The organism is Lysinibacillus sp. FSL K6-4013, assembly GCF_038630435.1.
Lineage (GTDB): Bacteria > Bacillota > Bacilli > Bacillales_A > Planococcaceae > Lysinibacillus > Lysinibacillus boronitolerans.
In genome coordinates this window covers 72,585-92,864 of the sequence record NZ_CP152031.1, presented here as the reverse complement: position 1 = coordinate 92,864, position 20,280 = coordinate 72,585, and the positions used below count along the sequence as shown (strand labels likewise).

Genomic DNA, 20,280 nt, shown 5'->3' with positions numbered 1-20,280 from the left:
TTGATTAATTTTACAATTTTTCTAATTTAATACTTTAACACGCACTTTCTTACGCCCCCAGTTACGTGCTTGGGCATCTGTTTGTACAAGTATGTCAATCTTATTACCCTTAATTGACCCACCAGTATCCCCAGCAATAGCGGTACCATAGCCTTCTACCCAAACCTTTGAGCCTAACTTAATAACAGAAGGGTCAACTGCTATCACCTTCAAGCCAGAATTTGAACGTAGGTTTATACCAGTTGCTGATGTACCTGTACAACCGTTGCAATATGGTGTATAAGCTGTTGCCGTTACATAAAATTCTTTACCGTTAGCAGGCTCTGCAGAACCACGTGAAACAGTTGCTGCGCTTGCAACGATTGTTTTTGTGCCTACTGCAACCACTTGTTTCTTCGGCTCTTTTAAAATTTTTTCAGATTGCAGGTTTTTTGCCACAACCTCACCATTTTCTTTGACAACCTCATACGTACGAGTAATTGAGCCCTTCTCGCCTGTTGCTACTACTTTTTGTTTCCCCTTTTGCAATGAAGCATCCTGCTTCTTTTCAACTGCGAAATCTAAAGAGTCTTCCACTACATCGATAACCTTTTCTACGCGAACTACTGTGATTTTACTCTCCGGAGTAATAACGTTCTCCAGGTTATTTTCGACACGATCGAATTCATTTAGCTGAATTCCTTGTTGTTTTAAAAAGTTAGCGACCGTAGTCGAAGTGGACCATACTTGTCTTTTATTTACGCCATCGACAAGCGTTACTTGAAACGCTTTTTGAATATCGATTTTGTTTTCTGCTCCTAGTTCAGTATCTAGACCTTGCGCTAAAGAGTCATGTTCAGATACTTTAATATTTGCTTCCTTCAAAATGTCCTTCACAAGTGTTTCAGTTGTCCAAACTTTTGACTGATTTCCATCAACTGAAATAGTTACTTCTTTTGCCTGTTCCCATGTAATTGCTAATCCATTAACAATTTTGGTGTTCAGAGAGGGTGAAATTTTGTCATGCTCTGCTATATCTATATTTTGATTTTGTAATAATTGTTCTACAGTTTTGGCATGTGTTGATACTTCGATTGTTTCTCCATTCGCTTCAAGCTTAACGGACTTTTTCGTACCTTGATAAAGCACGAAAGAGATTACAGACACAAACAGGACAAGTGAAATAATTCTTATCACTGTTTGCTTACTCCTCAATGATCCTAAGAACAAGTTTTTCATGGAATTATTTGACATGAAAAAACGCCTCCTTAATACAAGGTTGGATTATACGGACTAGTTTTGGCACTGTCAACCCGAAAGTATTTCTTTGAAAATTGACTTCTTGTTTTTTGCCAACCACAAACCCAGTATTGGAGGCATCTAAGCTAGTTAATTGTCAATCCCAAAAAATTTTTTCGCATTGGCTGTTGTTGCTTGTGCAATTTCCTCAATTGTCAACCCTTTCAAACGTGCGATTTCCTCAGCAACTAAAGGCACGAAAGCGGGCTCATTGCGCTTACCTCGATGTGGATGTGGAGCTAAATAAGGAGCGTCTGTTTCAATCATTAAGTGCTCAAGAGCTATTTCTGTAGCTACTTCCTTTGGTAGGCGTGCATTTTTAAATGTCACTGGTCCCCCAAGACTAATCATAAAATTCATACCTATACATTCACGTGCTGTTTCTACACTTCCACTAAAGCAGTGCATAACCCCCCCTACAGATGCAGCATTTTCTTCACGTAAAATTTGAACAACATCACCCGTTGCATCCCTATTATGAATAATGATTGGCAAATTGATCTTTTGAGCTAATTGAATTTGCTTGCGAAAAAGTTCCTGTTGAACATCCTTTGGAGACTTATCCCAATAGTAATCCAATCCTGTTTCACCAATGCCAACTATTTTTGGATGTGATGCTAATTCCTCAATCCACTCTAAATCTTGTTGAGTACAATCAATCGCATCTACTGGATGCCAACCAATGACACCGTAAACAAAGTCATATTGCTCTATTAGTTGCATTGTTCTCTCAATGGTTTTACGGTCAAAACCAATAACAACCATTCTTTCTACTTTAGCTTCAAGGGCTCTATCAATCACCTCTTGAAGGTCTTCCTCATACTGATCTGCGTTTAAATGTACGTGTGTATCTATAAACATCTTCATTCTCCTAACATTGATTTTATTAAAATTTATTATTTCATATTTTTCGTAAGCATTACAATTTCATTACAAACTATTTGGTATTGTGTCATTCCACTTATTCGACATTGCTCGAAATAGTACTTTAAACCCACAAAACCCCATTTTTTATGCAACTTAAATTATTTCAAAATAATTTAATCTCAATTTTCCTTACAGATTTGAAAAGCCTGCTGAATAATTCATATTCAGCAGGCCTCCTTAAGTTCATTACTTTACTTTTGCACCATTTTCGAGTTCAGGATCAACGGATGCTAATTTTAAAATTCCATCTTTCTCACCAGCTAAAATCATTCCTTGTGATAATTCACCACGTAATTTTACTGGTTTTAAATTTGCTACGACAATCACTTTTTGACCTATTAAATCATCTGGTGTATAGAATTTTGCAATACCTGAAACTACTTGGCGTTGCTCATATCCTAGATCGACTTGAAGCTTTAATAATTTATCTGCTTTTGGAACAGTTTCACATGCAGTCACCGTCGCTACTCGCAAATCAACTTTCATAAAATCATCAATAGTAATTTCAGGAATTTCTGGATTTTCGTCAGTCGCTGTAGCCTTTTTACTTTCTTCCTCTTGTGGTGTTTTCACAGAACCACGCATTTCCTCACGAATATAAGCAATCTCAACCTCGTTTTCTAAGCGTGGGAAAATTGGTATCCCTTTTTCTACCACTTTAATGTTTGCTGGAATAGTATTGCCGAATGTTTCAATTGTATCCCATGCTAAGAATTTGTCATCTAATCCTAACTGATCGATCATACGTTTCGGAGTTGTTGTCATAAATGGTTGCAACATGACAGCAATTTGGTGTAAGCTTTCTGCCAAATTTCGCATAACAGCACCTAATTTTGGCTTGTCTGATTCCTCTTTTGCTAACACCCAAGGCTGTGTCTCATCTATATACTTATTTGTGCGTGAAACAAGCGTCCATAAGTCCGCAAGAACGACACTAAATTGCATTTTTTCCATACTTTCTTCATATTTAATACGTACTGACTCAGCTTGCTCTTTTAAAGCTGCATCAAATTCTGTCGATTGAAGATTTTCTGTCGGAATAATACCATCAAAATACTTATTAATCATTGAAATTGTACGATTTAATAAGTTCCCTAAATCATTTGCCAGATCAAAGTTTGTACGTTCAATAAATGATTCTGGTGAAAATACCCCATCAGATCCAAATGGTAATTCACGTAATAGGAAATAACGTGTCGCATCTAGTCCATAACGCTCGATTAACATTTCTGGATAAATCACATTGCCTTTTGATTTAGACATTTTTCCGTCCTTCATCATAATAAAACCATGTGCAAATACTTTTTTCGGTAATGGCAAATCTAATGCCATTAAGAAGATTGGCCAATAAATCGTGTGGAAACGAACAATATCCTTCCCAACTACATGTACATCTGCTGGCCAATATTTATTGAATAGTGATTCATCTTCTGATAGATAACCTAAGGATGTAATATAATTCGTTAATGCATCAACCCATACATAAATGACATGCTTTGGATCTCCTGGTACTTTAATTCCCCAATCGAAGGATGTTCTTGATACCGATAAATCCTCTAGCCCTGGTTTAATGAAGTTGTTAATCATTTCATTTTTTCGTGATTCTGGCTCAATGAATTCAAGGTTCTCTTCATAATAAGCTAATAAACGATCTGCATATTTCTTCATATTAAAGAAGTACGATTCTTCTTTAACCTTGTGCACTGGACGACCACAATCTGGACAATTCCCGTCAACTAGTTGAGTCTCAGTAAAGAATGATTCACACGGTGTACAGTACCAGCCTTCATATTGACCTTTATAAATATCACCATTATCTAAAAACTTTTGGAAAATCTTTTCGACAGCTTTCGTATGTCGATCCTGCGTTGTTTGAATAAAGTCATCATAAGAAATATCCATTAAACCCCAAAGTTTTTTCGCAGCATCTGCAATTTCATTTACATAATCTTGAGGATGTTTACCCGCTTCAGCTGCTTTTTCTTGAATTTTTTGGCCATGTTCGTCCATTCCTGTTAAAAAGCGTACATCATAACCTTTTAAACGTTTATAGCGTGCAATAGTATCAGATGCTACTGTTGTATATGCCGTACCAATATGAAATTTCCCACTTGGATAGTAGATGGGTGTTGTTATATAGAATGTTTTTTGTTGTTCACTCACAAGAACTGCCTCCATTGTTTTACAATATACTTTCTATTCTAACGAAGTACGAAATTCGTTTCAATGAAAGTTTATTAAACGCGAAAATTGTCGAATAATATATTTAATCCATTAAATGACTTAAATAAGAACCTTTTTTACTATTAGCAAAAATATTTATTAAAAACCTTTTAAAAAAATTAAAATACCTGCATTCTTCTCAAAAATTTTTTTCAAAAACCATAATATTAGTGCATTAATTAATTGACGTTTATGGCATTACTTGGTATGATAACTATCAGACAAAGAAATAATGTCGAAATTTGACGAAATACCAATATAACTTTTATAAATTAGGAGGAAATCTATTATGAAATCAACAGGGATTGTTCGTAAAGTCGATGAGTTAGGTCGTGTAGTAATTCCTATCGAGTTACGCCGTACGCTAGGTATTGCTGAAAAGGACGCTTTAGAAATCTATGTGGATGATGATAAAATCATCTTAAAAAAATATATGCCTAATATGACATGTGCTGTTACTGGTGAAGTTTCAGATGATAACTTCCGTCTAGTTGGAGGCAAATTAATTTTAAGTCCAGAAGGCGCTGAAATGTTAGTTAAAGAAATTCAATCTAACTTAAAAAAATAATTAATTACTCACCTAAATCAACACAGTGATTTAGGTGTTTCTGTTTTTAATATAACCAAATTCTTGACCCCTTATAATGTACATGTCAGACCTTGCTACTTAAGGGTACTATTATTTACAATTATTATCAATTTAAAATTGTGTCTCAAAATTATTACATTTCAACTTTTAGTTTCGGAGACAGTAACAAAATAAAAATAAAGAGCTACCCTAATAAGGTAACTCTTTACTATTATTCACTATGATATTCATTATAAACATCTCGCTTTGCCTTTTGTCTTAACTTAGCTACTTCTTTAATGGCTTCTTTTGAGGATACATTCGATTGATTGATAATGAAATCAACATGTTCAACAATGGACATGTTTTGCCAATAGGCTTCTTCGTGATCTTCCTCTTCTAGACAGCTATTACCTTCCAGGACAATACAAAACTCTCCCCGTATTTCCTCTGTTTGTGACCATTCTACAGCTTCAGCCAATGTACCTCGTAAAAACTCTTCAAACTTCTTTGTCAGCTCTCGAGCTAAAACGACACGACGTTCCCCGAGTATAGCTTCCATATCTTTTAATGTATCCTTTAAGCGATGTGGTGCCTCATATAGTAAAATCGTTTCTTGGCGTTTTTTTAATTGTTCTAATTGCTGACGACGTTCTTTTTTCCCACGATTCAAAAATCCATAAAAGAAAAATGGTTGTGGCGACAACCCAGATGCAATTAACGCTGAAATTGCTGCATTAGGCCCTGGCACGGGTACGACAGAAAAGTTTTGAACAATTGCTTTTTCAACTATATCTGCACCTGGATCAGAAATACAAGGTAAACCAGCATCACTTACTAATGCAATTGTTTTTCCTTCTTGTAGTAATGTTAATAATTTTTCTCCACCCACGGCTAAATTATGTTCATGGTAACTTATCAGTGGTGTTTCAATCTCAAAGTAGTTGCACAGCTTTTTGGTGTTTCTAGTATCTTCTGCAGCGATAATATCGGCTTCTTTTAAAATGCGAAGTGCACGCACACTCATATCCTCTAAATTACCAATAGGTGTTCCTACCAGATATAAACAACCTGTCTGATCGTGTATTGTACTTTTTTGTGATTTCACGATTCACCCCTCCTTATATAATTAATTTTCTGTGTTCTTGTTAATTGCTTAAAGGCATATTCAGCACGCATTGCTTCTTGTTTTGTCTCAAATTTCTCTTTATAAATACATTTCACTGGACCTCTAGCTCTTGTATATTTTGCTCCTTTACCAGCGTTATGTACAGCAACACGTTTTTCTATATTATTTGTATACCCTGCATAAAGAGTTTGATCAGCACACTCTAACACATAAAAATAGTGATTATTACTCTTTTCCATAAAGAATTTCTCTCACTTCTGCCGTGTATTCATTATTGGCATCATAAACATACAACGGCGGCATAATTTTCAAATCAGGCTTTCCATCTTTTATTCCTTCTATTAATAATGTATTAGCCTCTTTCCCTTCTTTCGGATAAATGAGCTGCATCCGTTTAGGCTCTAAGCGATTTGCTCGCATAGCTGTCACAATATCTAATAATCGCCCTGGTCGGTGGACAAATGCGGCCTTGCCCCCTTGCTTTAATAATTTACTTGCTGATTGAATCGCTTCTTCCAATGTTAAATACAATTCATGTCGTGCAATGGCATGATGCTCACTAAGATTTTTATCACTTGCTTCATGTGCTAAAAAATAGGGTGGATTACAGGTAACCACATCATACTTTTCAATGCCTAGTTGTTTCGGTATTTCTTTGACATCTCCAAGAATCATTTGTATTTGCTGTTCTAGCTGATTATAACGGATACTTCTCTCTGCCATATCAAATAAACGTGGCTGAATTTCTACTCCCGTTATTTGTCCCTTTGTACGTGCACTTAAAAAAAGTGGTATCACACCATTTCCTGAGCATAAATCAACAATTTTTCCCTTATGATAAGGAATACTGACAAACTTCGAAAGCAACACTGCATCTAATGAAAACGAAAAGACAGAGGGACTTTGAATAATACGTAAATTCTCAGCCAACAAATAATCTAACCGCTCATCACCTTTTAGCCATTTTTCCATGCTTACTCCTCCTACGCTACAAAACAAAAGACTGACACCACCGTAGCGGGAATCAGCCTTTTATTACACATTCTGTTTATTTAAAAATGATAGACAAAACAGACAATCCTCACCCTTACGTGAACTTCCAAAATGAACATGGCAAACATGGAAGCCCTCTTGGTAGAGGCGAGCTAAGTTATCATATCCCTCACCAATATCTAGCGGACTTTCTTTCTTTACTTCAGCAGCTTGTACGGAGTTTGTATTAGAAAGTAGTTCTTCTAGACGTGTACGTAGATGATGATTTTCTGTTTCAAGCGCCTTATGCTCTTCCATCATTAACGCTACAAATTGTTTCAATGCACCAAATTGCTCCTGCATTGCTTCGAGCTGTTGTTCGAACTCCATAACGGTATCTAAGAAATTACGGTCCTTCACCCAAGCCACCTCGTTAAATTCTCTATCTTAAATAAGATTTTTTTCGCATGCTAGCAGTTCTTCTAGTGTATACTCAACTGTGCGTTCTTGCTCGTGTAAATATACTTGAATAAGTCTTTCCAGCACATTTATCCCTACTACTTTCCCACGGCCATCTGGTGTCATTGTTATCTCACCAACATCTGGCATGCCCTCTTTTGCTTCTTCATATTCATCATTTTCATACTTTAAGCAACACATTAAACGTCCACAAAGGCCAGATATTTTTGAGGGATTTAATGATAAGTTTTGATCTTTAGCCATTTTAATAGAAACGGGCTCAAAATCACCCAAAAATGTGGAGCAACAAAGCATTCTACCACATGGACCGATACCACCTAAAAGCTTCGCTTCATCACGCACACCGATTTGGCGAAGTTCAATACGTGTTCTAAAAACAGAGGCTAAATCTTTTACTAGATCCCTGAAATCAACTCGTCCTTCAGCTGTAAAGTAAAAAATAATTTTATTACGATCAAATGTATATTCAACATCTACAAGTTTCATTTCTAAATTATGCTCTATAATTTTAGTACTAGCGAGTTCAAATGCGCGTTTTGATTCTGCTGCATTTTCCTCTACTTGTATACGATCACGATCATCTGCTGGTCTAAGTACTTGTTTTAGTGGTAATACAACATCATTATCACCCACTACCTTTTGAGGGACAACTACCTTTCCATACTCTACACCGCGGGCTGTCTCTACAATAACATATTGATTATCTTCTAGTAGAAATGATGCCGGATCAAAATAATATATTTTACCCGCCTTTTTAAAGCGGACTCCTACTACATTATACAAATGTATATCCCTCCTGCAGATTTAGCATTAACTGCTCCATCAATAACGTCCTATTCATGTTACGCTGTAAAGATGCGCGTGCTTGTAAAATAGATTCCAGCTGATTTGACAATTTATCATAAGTGGAATATAACGCAACTTCTTTAAATAGTGGTAACATGTCTGGATAAGTACAAGCTGCCTCGGGATTAGCTTTTATTGACACTATATCACGGTAAGCAAATAGTAGTAAATCCAATGCTTGTTCCATCTCGCTTTTTTCTTTAAAGTGAGGCAACCACTCTTCATGCACAATAAGCATTGCTTCATGTACATTTTGCCGAATGGCCTCTACTAATTTTAACACTGTTTTTCGAGCGAGTGCAAACTGCTCATCATTTGCTAAAAATATAGCTGTTTCGAGCTCGTTTGTCATCATGCTTACTGTTGAAGCCATTGAATGTGAAATATTATTTTCCTGTAAATGCTTCAATAAAACATGACGTGGCATTTTTTGAAATTTGATATGTTGGCAACGAGAACGGATAGTTGGAAGTATTGACTGCATTTGCTCCGTTAGTAATATAGCAGTTACCTCTCCATCTGGCTCCTCTAAAAATTTAAGTATCATATTAGCAGAGGCTGTATTAAGACGGTCTGCATGATGAAGCACATAAATCTTACGTCCTTCTTCTACACCCATCATTTTCATTTCTCCAATGAGTTCTCGCATCTGATCAATTTTTATAAATTGACCATCTGGATAAATTTGATGAATATTTGGATGATTTCCCGAATCTACACGTTTGCAATTTCGACATGTTTCACATGGAACATTGCCATTTGGTTGCTCACATAACATCAATTTGACAAAAAAGTGCATAATATCTGCCTTGCCTGTCCCTTTTTCACCATCAAAAATATATGCATGTGCTAATCTGTTCTTGTCAAAAATCGTTTGAAGTTGCTTCATTACGACTGGTTGTAGTGTGAGTAGCTCTTCAAAATTCTTGGCCATACATTTAAATTCCTTCCTGTTTCTACAACAAAAGTGGTACTTTCTTGCACTTTTGTTTTCTGTAAAGAAACATTGCCGTTGTTCTACTTTAATGGCGAGTTGCCACATCAACATTTGAAAAAAGCCCGCGCCTATATGAGAACGAGACACGGGTTTTACATATATAAATTAATTAATAAGCCTTTAATTTCACCGATTTTATCAAGAAGATCTATTGCTTCTTTTTCTTCGTCTAAGAGATCCTGTGCAAGCTCGACAAGACGTGTATCAATGGTCTCAATGATTTTCAGACGTCTTCCTTCACCAAAACGATTCCAGGTATGTGATTGTTTTAACTCCATACCATGTTCTACTGTCTCTTGTAGAAATCGTTTTACAAGCATTTTAAACCTAGCAAGTTCTCGTAAATTACGTGATCTAGCTACTCGGTCCCCTGCAGTAGATATATCCCCTAACAAACGTGTGAGTTGTTCTGTTTGCAACTTATTACCTTGCTTGACGACCATATCTCCAAATCGGTTATTTTGATTATTATTTTGTAGTGGCTCTTTGCGATTTGTATTTAACCCGACACGTATATCTTGATTAATTTTCAAGCTGGTTTCGCCCCCACAATTTTCATCTATTTCTCCTACGCATAATCGATTTTAAATAAAATGTTTAATAGTAACAAATAATCAATGATTTAGCTTCGGAGGCTACTTTTTAAAAATGATGGAATTGTTCAATCGGTAAAACAAATACGGTAGCTCCTCCCACCTCTACCTCCACAGGGTAAGGTATATAGGAATCAGCATTTCCTCCTAACGGAGAAACGGGTGCAACCATTTGCTCTCTTGCCCGACAATTATCCCGAATAATATCTAAAAGTTTGGGTATGAGAGAGTCTTCAGTTCCTATAAGAAATGTCGTATTTCCTGAACGTAAAAATCCTCCTGTGCTCGCTAATTTAGTTGCGCGAAACTGATTTTTCGTTAAAGCATTTGATAAGCGGCTGCTATCCTGATCTTGCACTACAGCTACGACTAACTTCATTCGCACTCACCCCTTTTATAAAATTCACCTATATAGGTTTTAATACTATTCCTAAGCATTAGCTTATAAACTTTATCTTGATTCTGCAGATGTTTAAACATCCATTAAAATTGAGGAATATCACCAATGTTGCCCGCCTATACAATGCAGGTTAGTTAACCTAAAACTAGATCTGCTTGAAAGTGAAGCGTCAGCGGTAATTGCCCTCCGACATAATGGATACTCCCAATTGATGCTATCCTAGCGAAGTTAAATTAATGGATAGTATCATTATATCACATTGTTGTAGACAACTTCATGCATTTACTGTATTGCTTCCAATAATAATAACCATACATCTTCCACAACATTCTCAATATCTTGATCTGCGTTGACCACACGTATTCGCTCTGGATACTGCTCTACTAGTTGTAAATATCCTTCACGTACCTTCTGATGAAATGGCAAACTTTCAACATCTAAGCGGTTTACTTCCCGATTGCCTGTTGCATGAATACGCGCTAAGCCAACCTCTGGAGCAAGATCAAATAATATGGTCAGATCAGGTAATTTCTTCCCAATAGCAAACTCATTAATAGAAAGCACCTCATTGACACCGATTCCTCTTGCATATCCTTGGTAGGCTAAAGAGGAATCGATAAAACGGTCACATATAACCAACTTCCCTGCATCTAAGGCAGGGCGTACCTTTTCAAAATAATGCTGGCTTCTTGCTGCAGCATATAATAATGCTTCTGTTCGTTCATCCATCGCAGTATGTGCAGGATTCAAAATGATCGTTCTTATTTTTTCCGCAATCTCGATTCCACCTGGTTCTCTTGTTGCTAGAACTTCTATATTATTTTTTGCTAATCGCTCTGCTATCATTTGAATGACCGTTGTTTTCCCTGCTCCCTCTGGTCCTTCAAATGTAATAAATAAATTGCTATTCATGCTGTTATTGCCTCCAACTATTTAATAACCTGAATCATTTTTTCTGCTAATCGATGATTCCCCTGGAATGTTGCACCTGCTGCTAATAGCTCTTCCAATTGACTTAACTTAGCTACTGTTATTCTTTCACCTGGTACTAATAATGGTATACCAGGTGGATAAGGGATAATCATATTTGCTGAAATTCGTCCCATTGTACGCATATAGGGTAACCACTCTTTACTTAATGATGCAACCTCATTAAAGGTATATATAGGCTCAGTAATCGGTACAAAATGATAGGCTGTTTGAGAAGCAGTTATGCTATCTGTTTTAGCTGTGTTTAATAGCATCGTTATAGCCTCTTTTATACGAACCCTGATTTCAGCAAATGGATAGGTATGTCCTTGCTTCAGCAAAGGTAACACAAATAAAACTTGATTGGCATCTGCCAGTTCCCCATAAACATGCTTTGCCTCTAATGCCTCCTGTAACTGAAAGCCACTATAACCATTAACACGTAACAATACTTTAAGTGGATCATCTACTTCAATTACTTCCAATGAACCAATTGATCGTAATGCATCTACCCATTGATTCTTTTTTTCTATTATATATGCCCCATCACTCTCCATATATGTCTGTACATAATAGCGAGCATCATCTAATGATGCTAATAATAAGTAAGATGGGCTACTAGATTGTAACATGCGTAAGTAATAATGTATTTTGTCAGCCTCTATCAATTCCGACTTAACATGCATAAAAGAAGCCATCGTCATAGCAGGTAGAGTCTTATGAGCTGATTGAACAACAACATCTGCTCCAAATGTCAATGCGGATGGCTGAAATAGCGTACATGCATTAAAATGTGCGCCATGTGCTTCATCCACCAATACAGGTATCCCCTTTTCATGACAATAAGCAATTTGTTGCTGTATTTCATTTGAAGTCATCCCATAATAAGTAGGATATGTTAAAACAACCGCTTTCGCCTCTGAATAATTTTCTACTGCTTCCTTTAAATCTCTATATGTTACATGTGTCGCCGACATCGTTCGTTCATCCCATAGCGGAGACACAAATATTGGCTTAGCCCCAGTAAGTTCAATAGCATGGAAAATCGATTTATGCGCATTACGCTGAACAATAATGGTATCGCCTTTGTTACAAGTAGCATAAATCATTGCTAAATTTCCAACAGTAGACCCTCCTACTAAAAAGAAACTCTTCGTTGCCCCATATGTATCTGCCAATAAATTTTCTGCTTCTAATATCATTTCCTCAGGGTAATGTAAATCATCTAAACCGGATAATTCAGTTACATCATAACGCATTACATCTTTAAATGCTTGCGGAAGGTGAGACAGTTCGCCATGCTTATGACCTGGGACATGAAAAGAAATATTCTGCTGCTGTCTAAAGCGTTCTAACCTTTCTATAATTGGCTTTTTCTTTTGCAAAACAAACACCTATTTTCGTTAGATTCTCCCTTAATTATACGAAATTATAAGGAGAGAAAAAAGCTATCCCTTTTCAACAAAAATATCTTATTCGAAAAGGAGGGTCTTCTATACCTATATCGCCCTTTTTGCACACGTAAAAGTTGCTAGATCAAAATAAAACCGATTATTACAGATAACAGCAATAATCGGTTCTCCAATTTTTCCATCATACAACTAGTCTTTTGCAGCTTGAAGTGCCATTGCTTCCACTAATTGTTCAACTAGTCGAGGTACAAAATTATCTAATACTGGATTCATCATTCCTGCTAAAAATCCACTAGCTTTCATTGTTAAATTACCAGTCAGCTGTGGTGATTCATTTTGATTTTGTTTTACTTCAAAAGAACCATCACCATTTATTGGATCAGATAAACCCTCTAAATCAAATTGTAATTGATGAGCATCCGATTTTTTTACCTTAAGTTTCACTTTAACAGCTTTTTGAATAATGCCAAAATCTCCTTGGAAAACCCATATCATATCATCTTCATTTAGTAGTTCATGATGTAAGTAACCTGGTATTAAAACAGCCCATTGTTCCTTATGATGAATAAAATCCTCTAATTTATTTTTCTGTATATTGATTTCCTTACTATGTTGCCCTGTTGCCATTCTTTTGACCCCCTTTGAATATTTTGATAACCTTCTTAAACTTTAACATTTCTAGGTTTCAAAACATACAAAAAAACCACTGATTTCTCAGTGGTTCCTTTTTTGCCTAGCGACGTCCTACTCTCACAGGGGGAAGCCCCCAACTACCATCGGCGCTAAAGAGCTTAACTTCCGTGTTCGGTATGGGAACGGGTGTGACCTCTTTGCCATCATCACTAGACTTATTCGACCTCCAATACACGGCGTATTACTGCGTCAGCTGCTCTCGTTCAATCAGTCACGTACATAAGTACGCTCCTTCAATCACTCGTTTGCTTCCTTGTACTACTTGTGTCTTGAAGCTCTCTTTTTTTTGTTGAAAGATTTATTCTTTCAAAACTGGATAAACGGTGCATTGAATGTTTCAAACGTTTTGGTTAAGTCCTCGATCGATTAGTATTCGTCAGCTCCATGTGTCACCACACTTCCACCTCGAACCTATCTACCTCATCGTCTTTGAGGGATCTTACTTACTTGCGTAATGGGAAATCTCATCTTGAGGGGGGCTTCATGCTTAGATGCTTTCAGCACTTATCCCGTCCACACATAGCTACCCAGCGATGCCTTTGGCAAGACAACTGGTACACCAGCGGTGTGTCCATCCCGGTCCTCTCGTACTAAGGACAGCTCCTCTCAAATTTCCTACGCCCACGACGGATAGGGACCGAACTGTCTCACGACGTTCTGAACCCAGCTCGCGTACCGCTTTAATGGGCGAACAGCCCAACCCTTGGGACCGACTACAGCCCCAGGATGCGATGAGCCGACATCGAGGTGCCAAACCTCCCCGTCGATGTGGACTCTTGGGGGAGATAAGCCTGTTATCCCCGGGGTAGCTTTTATCCGTTGAGCGATGGCCCTTCCATGCGGAACCACCGGATCACTAAGCCCGTCTTTCGACCCTGCTCGACTTGTAGGTCTCGCAGTCAAGCTCCCTTGTGCCTTTACACTCTACGAATGATTTCCAACCATTCTGAGGGAACCTTTGGGCGCCTCCGTTACCTTTTAGGAGGCGACCGCCCCAGTCAAACTGTCCGCCTGACACTGTCTCCTGCCCCGCTAAGGGGCATGGGTTAGAATTTCAATACAACCAGGGTAGTATCCCACCGACGCCTCCTTCGAAGCTGGCGCTCCGAGATCTCTGGCTCCTACCTATCCTGTACAAGTTGTACCAAAATTCAATATCAGGCTACAGTAAAGCTCCACGGGGTCTTTCCGTCCTGTCGCGGGTAACCTGCATCTTCACAGGTACTATAATTTCACCGAGTCTCTCGTTGAGACAGTGCCCAGATCGTTACGCCTTTCGTGCGGGTCGGAACTTACCCGACAAGGAATTTCGCTACCTTAGGACCGTTATAGTTACGGCCGCCGTTTACTGGGGCTTCAATTCGCAGCTTCGCTTGCGCTAACCACTCCTCTTAACCTTCCAGCACCGGGCAGGCGTCAGCCCCTATACGTCACCTTACGGTTTTGCAGAGACCTGTGTTTTTGCTAAACAGTCGCCTGGGCCTATTCACTGCGGCTCTCATGCGCTTGCACGCTCAAGAGCACCCCTTCTCCCGAAGTTACGGGGTCATTTTGCCGAGTTCCTTAACGAGAGTTCTCTCGCACACCTTAGGATTCTCTCCTCGACTACCTGTGTCGGTTTGCGGTACGGGCACCTCTCACCTCGATAGAGGCTTTTCTTGGCAGTGTGAAATCAGGAACTTCGTCCATTCGGACTCGCCATCACAGCTCAACGTTACAGTGTGCGGATTTGCCTACACACACGCCTTACTGCTTGGACGCGCACAACCAACGGCGCGCTTACCCTATCCTACTGCGTCCCCCCATTTCTCAAACGGTGAGGAGGTGGTACAGGAATATCAACCTGTTGTCCATCGCCTACGCCTATCGGCCTCGGCTTAGGTCCCGACTAACCCTGAGCGGACGAGCCTTCCTCAGGAAACCTTAGTCATACGGTGGACGGGATTCTCACCCGTCTTTCGCTACTCATACCGGCATTCTCACTTCTAAGCGCTCCACCAGTCCTTCCGGTCTGACTTCAACGCACTTAGAACGCTCTCCTACCACTGACATCGTAGATGTCAATCCACAGCTTCGGTGAATCGTTTAGCCCCGATACATTTTCGGCGCAGCGTCACTCGACCAGTGAGCTATTACGCACTCTTTAAATGATGGCTGCTTCTAAGCCAACATCCTGGTTGTCTGTGCAACGCCACATCCTTTTCCACTTAACGATTACTTTGGGACCTTAGCTGGTGGTCTGGGCTGTTTCCCTTTTGACTACGGATCTTATCACTCGCAGTCTGACTCCCGTGTATAAATATCTGGCATTCGGAGTTTGTCTGAATTCGGTAAACCGGGATGGCCCCCTAGTCCAAACAGTGCTCTACCTCCAGTATTCTCATCACGAGGCTAGCCCTAAAGCTATTTCGGAGAGAACCAGCTATCTCCAAGTTCGATTGGAATTTCTCCGCTACCCACACCTCATCCCCGCACTTTTCAACGTGCGTGGGTTCGGGCCTCCAGTAAGTGTTACCTCACCTTCACCCTGGACATGGGTAGATCACCTGGTTTCGGGTCTACGACCACGTACTACATCGCCCTATTCAGACTCGCTTTCGCTGCGGCTCCGCCTTCTAAAGCTTAACCTTGCACGTAATCGTAACTCGCCGGTTCATTCTACAAAAGGCACGCTATCACCCATTAACGGGCTCTAACTACTTGTAGGCACACGGTTTCAGGATCTCTTTCACTCCCCTTCCGGGGTGCTTTTCACCTTTCCCTCACGGTACTGGTTCACTATCGGTCACTAGGTAGTATTTAGCCTTGGGAGATGGTCCTCCCGGATTCCGACGGAATTTCACGTGTTCCGCCGTACTCAGGATCCACTCAGGAGAGAACGAACTTTCGACTACAGGGCTTTTACCTGCTCTGGCGGACCTTTCCAAGTCGCTTCATCTAACTCGCTCTTTTGTAACTCCGTATAGAGTGTCCTACAACCCCAAGAGGCAAGCCTCTTGGTTTGGGCTCTTCCCGTTTCGCTCGCCGCTACTCAGGGAATCGATTTTTCTTTCTCTTCCTCCAGGTACTTAGATGTTTCAGTTCCCTGGGTCTGCCTTCAAGACGCTATGTATTCACGTCAAGATACTACGCGATTAAACGTAGTGGGTTCCCCCATTCGGAAATCTCCGGATCAAAGCTCACTTACAGCTCCCCGAAGCATATCGGTGTTAGTGCCGTCCTTCTTCGGCTCCTAGTGCCAAGGCATTCGCCGTGCGCCCTTAATAACTTAACCAAGTTATTAAGCCTATAAAAAAACTTAAAAAATAAATGTGTTTGTTACAATTTCAATGTCGTTTTATCCAGTTTTCAAAGAACAAGTTTTGAAGTATTTCATTCAGAAAGAATGAACCTTCAAAACTGAACGCAAAACGTAATCTTACAAACCCAAGGTTTGTATTCCGAAATAATCCTTAGAAAGGAGGTGATCCAGCCGCACCTTCCGATACGGCTACCTTGTTACGACTTCACCCCAATCATCTATCCCACCTTCGGCGGCTGGCTCCAAAAGGTTACCTCACCGACTTCGGGTGTTACAAACTCTCGTGGTGTGACGGGCGGTGTGTACAAGGCCCGGGAACGTATTCACCGCGGCATGCTGATCCGCGATTACTAGCGATTCCGGCTTCATGTAGGCGAGTTGCAGCCTACAATCCGAACTGAGAACGACTTTATCGGATTAGCTCCCTCTCGCGAGTTGGCAACCGTTTGTATCGTCCATTGTAGCACGTGTGTAGCCCAGGTCATAAGGGGCATGATGATTTGACGTCATCCCCACCTTCCTCCGGTTTGTCACCGGCAGTCACCTTAGAGTGCCCAACTAAATGATGGCAACTAAGATCAAGGGTTGCGCTCGTTGCGGGACTTAACCCAACATCTCACGACACGAGCTGACGACAACCATGCACCACCTGTCACCGTTGCCCCCGAAGGGGAAACTATATCTCTACAGTGGTCAACGGGATGTCAAGACCTGGTAAGGTTCTTCGCGTTGCTTCGAATTAAACCACATGCTCCACCGCTTGTGCGGGCCCCCGTCAATTCCTTTGAGTTTCAGTCTTGCGACCGTACTCCCCAGGCGGAGTGCTTAATGCGTTAGCTGCAGCACTAAGGGGCGGAAACCCCCTAACACTTAGCACTCATCGTTTACGGCGTGGACTACCAGGGTATCTAATCCTGTTTGCTCCCCACGCTTTCGCGCCTCAGCGTCAGTTACAGACCAGAAAGTCGCCTTCGCCACTGGTGTTCCTCCAAATCTCTACGCATTTCACCGCTACACTTGGAATTCCACTTTCCTCTTCTGCACTCAAGTCCCCCAGTTTCCAATGACCCTCCACGGTTGAGCCGTGGGCTTTCACATCAGACTTAAAGGACCGCCTGCGCGCGCTTTACGCCCAATAATTCCGGACAACGCTTGCCACCTACGTATTACCGCGGCTGCTGGCACGTAGTTAGCCGTGGCTTTCTAATAAGGTACCGTCAAGGTACAGCCAGTTACTACTGTACTTGTTCTTCCCTTACAACAGAGTTTTACGATCCGAAAACCTTCTTCACTCACGCGGCGTTGCTCCATCAGGCTTTCGCCCATTGTGGAAGATTCCCTACTGCTGCCTCCCGTAGGAGTCTGGGCCGTGTCTCAGTCCCAGTGTGGCCGATCACCCTCTCAGGTCGGCTACGCATCGTCGCCTTGGTGAGCCGTTACCTCACCAACTAGCTAATGCGCCGCGGGCCCATCCTATAGCGACAGCGAGATGCCGTCTTTCAGTCTCTTACCATGAAGCAAAAGAGATTATTCGGTATTAGCCCCGGTTTCCCGGAGTTATCCCAAACTATAGGGTAGGTTGCCCACGTGTTACTCACCCGTCCGCCGCTAACGTCAAAGGAGCAAGCTCCTTTTCTGTTCGCTCGACTTGCATGTATTAGGCACGCCGCCAGCGTTCGTCCTGAGCCAGGATCAAACTCTCCATAAAAGAAATTTGATTAGCTCAAATTGTTTTGCTGGCATCATGTTTGATGTCCAAAATTGTGTTTTGTTTACTAGCAAAGCTAGCTACTTAAAACTTTATTGATTACGTTTTGCTTGTTCAGTTTTCAAGGTTCATTTGTTCGCCGCTGTTTCAGCAGCAACTCTTATATAATACCATGTGCTTCACACTGTGTCAACAATAATTTCAAAATCTTTTTTTGTTTCAATCAGTTGTATTAGCGACTCCTATAACTATACCATAATCTTTTTATATTACAAGCTTTTTATAAAATAAATATTAAGGCTGTTATTCCTAATACACCAGGAATACCTAAGACGGCGATTGTTAAGACAGAAAACAGATTGATTGGTACATTATATCCTATATAACCAATACCTAAATGGATTACGAATAATAATAGAAAAGCAAATGCAAATCTAAACCAAAACACCGATAATCCTTCTAAAATTTTCCCCAGTTTAGCATGTCTTATTATTATATAAAGAAAAAGAAGCCCGACAGGAATACAAATACTCACAATAACTAACCAAGACATATAGTTGCCTCCTCAATTAAATAATTATGAAAGTTTATGTTTCCTGTTTTGCTTCTATGAATATTTTAAAAAGAACTATTTTATTAATACCTTACGAATTCTAGCTTCCTTAAACAAATAGAAATGAATACTTTCTGCTGTTTTGCGTTGAGCAATCACACCTAGGTCATAATCATCCATTAATTCTTCTATTATCTTCGCCTGCTGTAAATCCTCTTTTGTTTCTTTAATCAGATTCACAAGCTTATCATCGAATTCTTTTTTTAATTTCCCTTTACTACGGAAGAACATATTAATCCCTCACTCATAACTCACGTCGACCTTCCATTGCCTTAGATAGCGTAACCTCATCTGCGTATTCTAGATCTCCACCTACTGGTAATCCATGAGCAATACGGGTTGTACGAATGCCTGACGGTTTGACAAGGCGAGAAATGTACATAGCGGTTGCCTCACCCTCGATTGTTGAATTCGTAGCTAAAATAAGTTCTTGGACACTTTCATCTTGCAAGCGCACTAGCAAGGAAGCAACATTAATATCTTCTGGACCAATACCATCCATTGGTGAAATAGCCCCTTGAAGCACATGGTACATACCGTTGTAGTCACGCATTTTTTCCATTGCGATTACGTCTTTTGTATCTTGCACAACACAAATAATAGAATGATCTCGCTGCTTGTCCGTACAAATGTGACATGGATCTACATCCGTTATATTGCCACAAACAGAACAGTAGCTTAGGTTTCGTTTAGCATCAATCAGTGCTTTAGAGAAGGATAATACATCGTCTTCCTTCATGGATAACACAAAAAACGCCAGACGAGCCGCAGTTTTCGGCCCGATACCTGGCAATTTCATAAAACTATCGATCAATTTAGATATTGGTTCTGGGTAGTACATATGGATACCTCCTAGAATGGAAGGTTTAAGCCTTGAGTGAATTTACCCATAGTTGAGTTTGTTTTTTCTTCTACCTTTTTCAACGCTTCATTTGTTGCAATAACAATTAGGTCTTGTAACATTTCGATGTCTTCTGGGTCTACTACAGATTCATCTAGATTTACTGAAACTACTTCACGCTGACCAGAAACTGTTACTTTCACCATACCGCCGCCCGCAACACCTTCAAATTGCTCAGCATTTAAAGCTTCTTGAGCCTCCATCATTTCCTTTTGCATTTTTTGCATTTTCTTCATCATACCTTGCATATTTCCCATTCCACGCATAAAT

19 protein-coding genes and 3 rRNA genes are annotated in these 20,280 nt (G+C 40.0%); 1 reads left to right on the top strand and 21 read right to left on the bottom strand.

Translation table 11 applies throughout. From position 1 onward, the window contains the following. Positions 1-21: 21 nt before the first annotated feature. The 3 genes from MHB39_RS00465 to metG form a co-directional block, all read right to left on the bottom strand. A complete protein-coding gene (locus MHB39_RS00465) occupies positions 22-1,233 on the bottom strand; it encodes a G5 and 3D domain-containing protein (protein WP_016993808.1) in 1,212 nt (403 codons plus the stop codon). 135 nt (positions 1,234-1,368) lie between these two features. After that, complete coding sequence (locus MHB39_RS00460; RefSeq protein ID WP_036075700.1) at positions 1,369-2,139, bottom strand: TatD family hydrolase; 771 nt, start codon at positions 2,137-2,139, stop codon at positions 1,369-1,371. A gap of 252 nt (positions 2,140-2,391) precedes the next feature. Next, entirely contained in the window at positions 2,392-4,368 is a 1,977-nt protein-coding gene (gene metG, locus MHB39_RS00455; RefSeq protein ID WP_036075703.1) for a methionine--tRNA ligase, read from the bottom strand. A gap of 349 nt (positions 4,369-4,717) precedes the next feature. Here metG and MHB39_RS00450 point away from each other — a divergent pair, with 349 nt between their 5' ends. After that, positions 4,718-4,996, top strand: coding sequence for an AbrB/MazE/SpoVT family DNA-binding domain-containing protein (locus MHB39_RS00450; protein WP_004229214.1), 279 nt, complete (start codon positions 4,718-4,720; stop codon positions 4,994-4,996). A gap of 232 nt (positions 4,997-5,228) precedes the next feature. Here the strand turns inward: MHB39_RS00450 and rsmI are convergent, their stop codons facing one another. From rsmI to MHB39_RS00360, 18 genes are all read right to left on the bottom strand, one after another. Continuing rightward, positions 5,229-6,104 (bottom strand): 16S rRNA (cytidine(1402)-2'-O)-methyltransferase, encoded by an 876-nt coding sequence (gene rsmI, locus MHB39_RS00445; protein WP_342545587.1) that lies wholly within the window; start codon positions 6,102-6,104, stop codon positions 5,229-5,231. After that, the gene (locus tag MHB39_RS00440) at positions 6,101-6,364 is read right to left on the bottom strand and encodes a GIY-YIG nuclease family protein (protein WP_016993812.1); all 264 of its coding nucleotides are present in this window, start codon (positions 6,362-6,364) and stop codon (positions 6,101-6,103) included. The genes rsmI and MHB39_RS00440 overlap by 4 nt, the downstream gene beginning before the upstream one ends. Next, complete coding sequence (locus tag MHB39_RS00435) at positions 6,351-7,097, bottom strand: tRNA1(Val) (adenine(37)-N6)-methyltransferase (protein WP_258860516.1); 747 nt, start codon at positions 7,095-7,097, stop codon at positions 6,351-6,353. The genes MHB39_RS00440 and MHB39_RS00435 overlap by 14 nt, the downstream gene beginning before the upstream one ends. Before the next feature lie 63 nt (positions 7,098-7,160). Further along, positions 7,161-7,517, bottom strand: coding sequence for a DNA replication initiation control protein YabA (gene yabA / locus MHB39_RS00430; protein ID WP_004229222.1), 357 nt, complete (start codon positions 7,515-7,517; stop codon positions 7,161-7,163). Positions 7,518-7,544: 27 nt separating this feature from the next. Further along, positions 7,545-8,360, bottom strand: coding sequence for a stage 0 sporulation family protein (locus tag MHB39_RS00425; RefSeq protein WP_036075709.1), 816 nt, complete (start codon positions 8,358-8,360; stop codon positions 7,545-7,547). Beyond that, the gene (holB, locus tag MHB39_RS00420; protein ID WP_016993814.1) at positions 8,353-9,357 is read right to left on the bottom strand and encodes a DNA polymerase III subunit delta'; all 1,005 of its coding nucleotides are present in this window, start codon (positions 9,355-9,357) and stop codon (positions 8,353-8,355) included. The genes MHB39_RS00425 and holB overlap by 8 nt, the downstream gene beginning before the upstream one ends. Positions 9,358-9,512: 155 nt before the next feature. After that, positions 9,513-9,953: a YaaR family protein gene (locus tag MHB39_RS00415; protein WP_004229228.1), complete on the bottom strand. Its 441-nt coding sequence runs from the start codon at positions 9,951-9,953 to the stop codon at positions 9,513-9,515. A gap of 109 nt (positions 9,954-10,062) precedes the next feature. Beyond that, positions 10,063-10,392: a cyclic-di-AMP receptor gene (locus MHB39_RS00410; protein ID WP_004229230.1), complete on the bottom strand. Its 330-nt coding sequence runs from the start codon at positions 10,390-10,392 to the stop codon at positions 10,063-10,065. Between the two features lie 303 nt (positions 10,393-10,695). Continuing rightward, positions 10,696-11,325, bottom strand: coding sequence for a dTMP kinase (tmk, locus tag MHB39_RS00405; RefSeq protein WP_036075713.1), 630 nt, complete (start codon positions 11,323-11,325; stop codon positions 10,696-10,698). Between the two features lie 17 nt (positions 11,326-11,342). Next, positions 11,343-12,776, bottom strand: coding sequence for an aminotransferase class I/II-fold pyridoxal phosphate-dependent enzyme (locus tag MHB39_RS00400; RefSeq protein WP_333006342.1), 1,434 nt, complete (start codon positions 12,774-12,776; stop codon positions 11,343-11,345). A gap of 207 nt (positions 12,777-12,983) precedes the next feature. Continuing rightward, positions 12,984-13,421 (bottom strand): SRPBCC domain-containing protein, encoded by a 438-nt coding sequence (locus MHB39_RS00395; protein ID WP_258860518.1) that lies wholly within the window; start codon positions 13,419-13,421, stop codon positions 12,984-12,986. Positions 13,422-13,525: 104 nt separating this feature from the next. Next, a 5S ribosomal RNA gene (gene rrf / locus MHB39_RS00390) occupies positions 13,526-13,641 on the bottom strand. Positions 13,642-13,833: 192 nt separating this feature from the next. Further along, positions 13,834-16,761: ribosomal RNA gene (locus MHB39_RS00385) — 23S ribosomal RNA — on the bottom strand. Positions 16,762-16,943: 182 nt separating this feature from the next. After that, positions 16,944-18,496 (bottom strand): 16S ribosomal RNA (locus tag MHB39_RS00380). Together the 16S, 23S and 5S rRNA genes form the textbook arrangement of a ribosomal RNA operon. Positions 18,497-18,776: 280 nt before the next feature. After that, positions 18,777-19,049 carry a pro-sigmaK processing inhibitor BofA family protein gene (locus MHB39_RS00375; RefSeq protein ID WP_016992634.1) on the bottom strand — a complete coding sequence of 91 codons (273 nt, stop codon included), beginning with the start codon at positions 19,047-19,049 and terminating at the stop codon, positions 18,777-18,779. 75 nt (positions 19,050-19,124) lie between these two features. Beyond that, positions 19,125-19,340, bottom strand: a complete 216-nt coding sequence (locus MHB39_RS00370) for a YaaL family protein (RefSeq protein WP_004233954.1) — start codon at positions 19,338-19,340, stop codon at positions 19,125-19,127. Between the two features lie 13 nt (positions 19,341-19,353). Beyond that, positions 19,354-19,950: a recombination mediator RecR gene (gene recR, locus MHB39_RS00365; protein ID WP_016992632.1), complete on the bottom strand. Its 597-nt coding sequence runs from the start codon at positions 19,948-19,950 to the stop codon at positions 19,354-19,356. 11 nt (positions 19,951-19,961) lie between these two features. Next, positions 19,962-20,276: a YbaB/EbfC family nucleoid-associated protein gene (locus MHB39_RS00360; RefSeq protein ID WP_004233957.1), complete on the bottom strand. Its 315-nt coding sequence runs from the start codon at positions 20,274-20,276 to the stop codon at positions 19,962-19,964. Positions 20,277-20,280 lie beyond the last annotated feature (4 nt).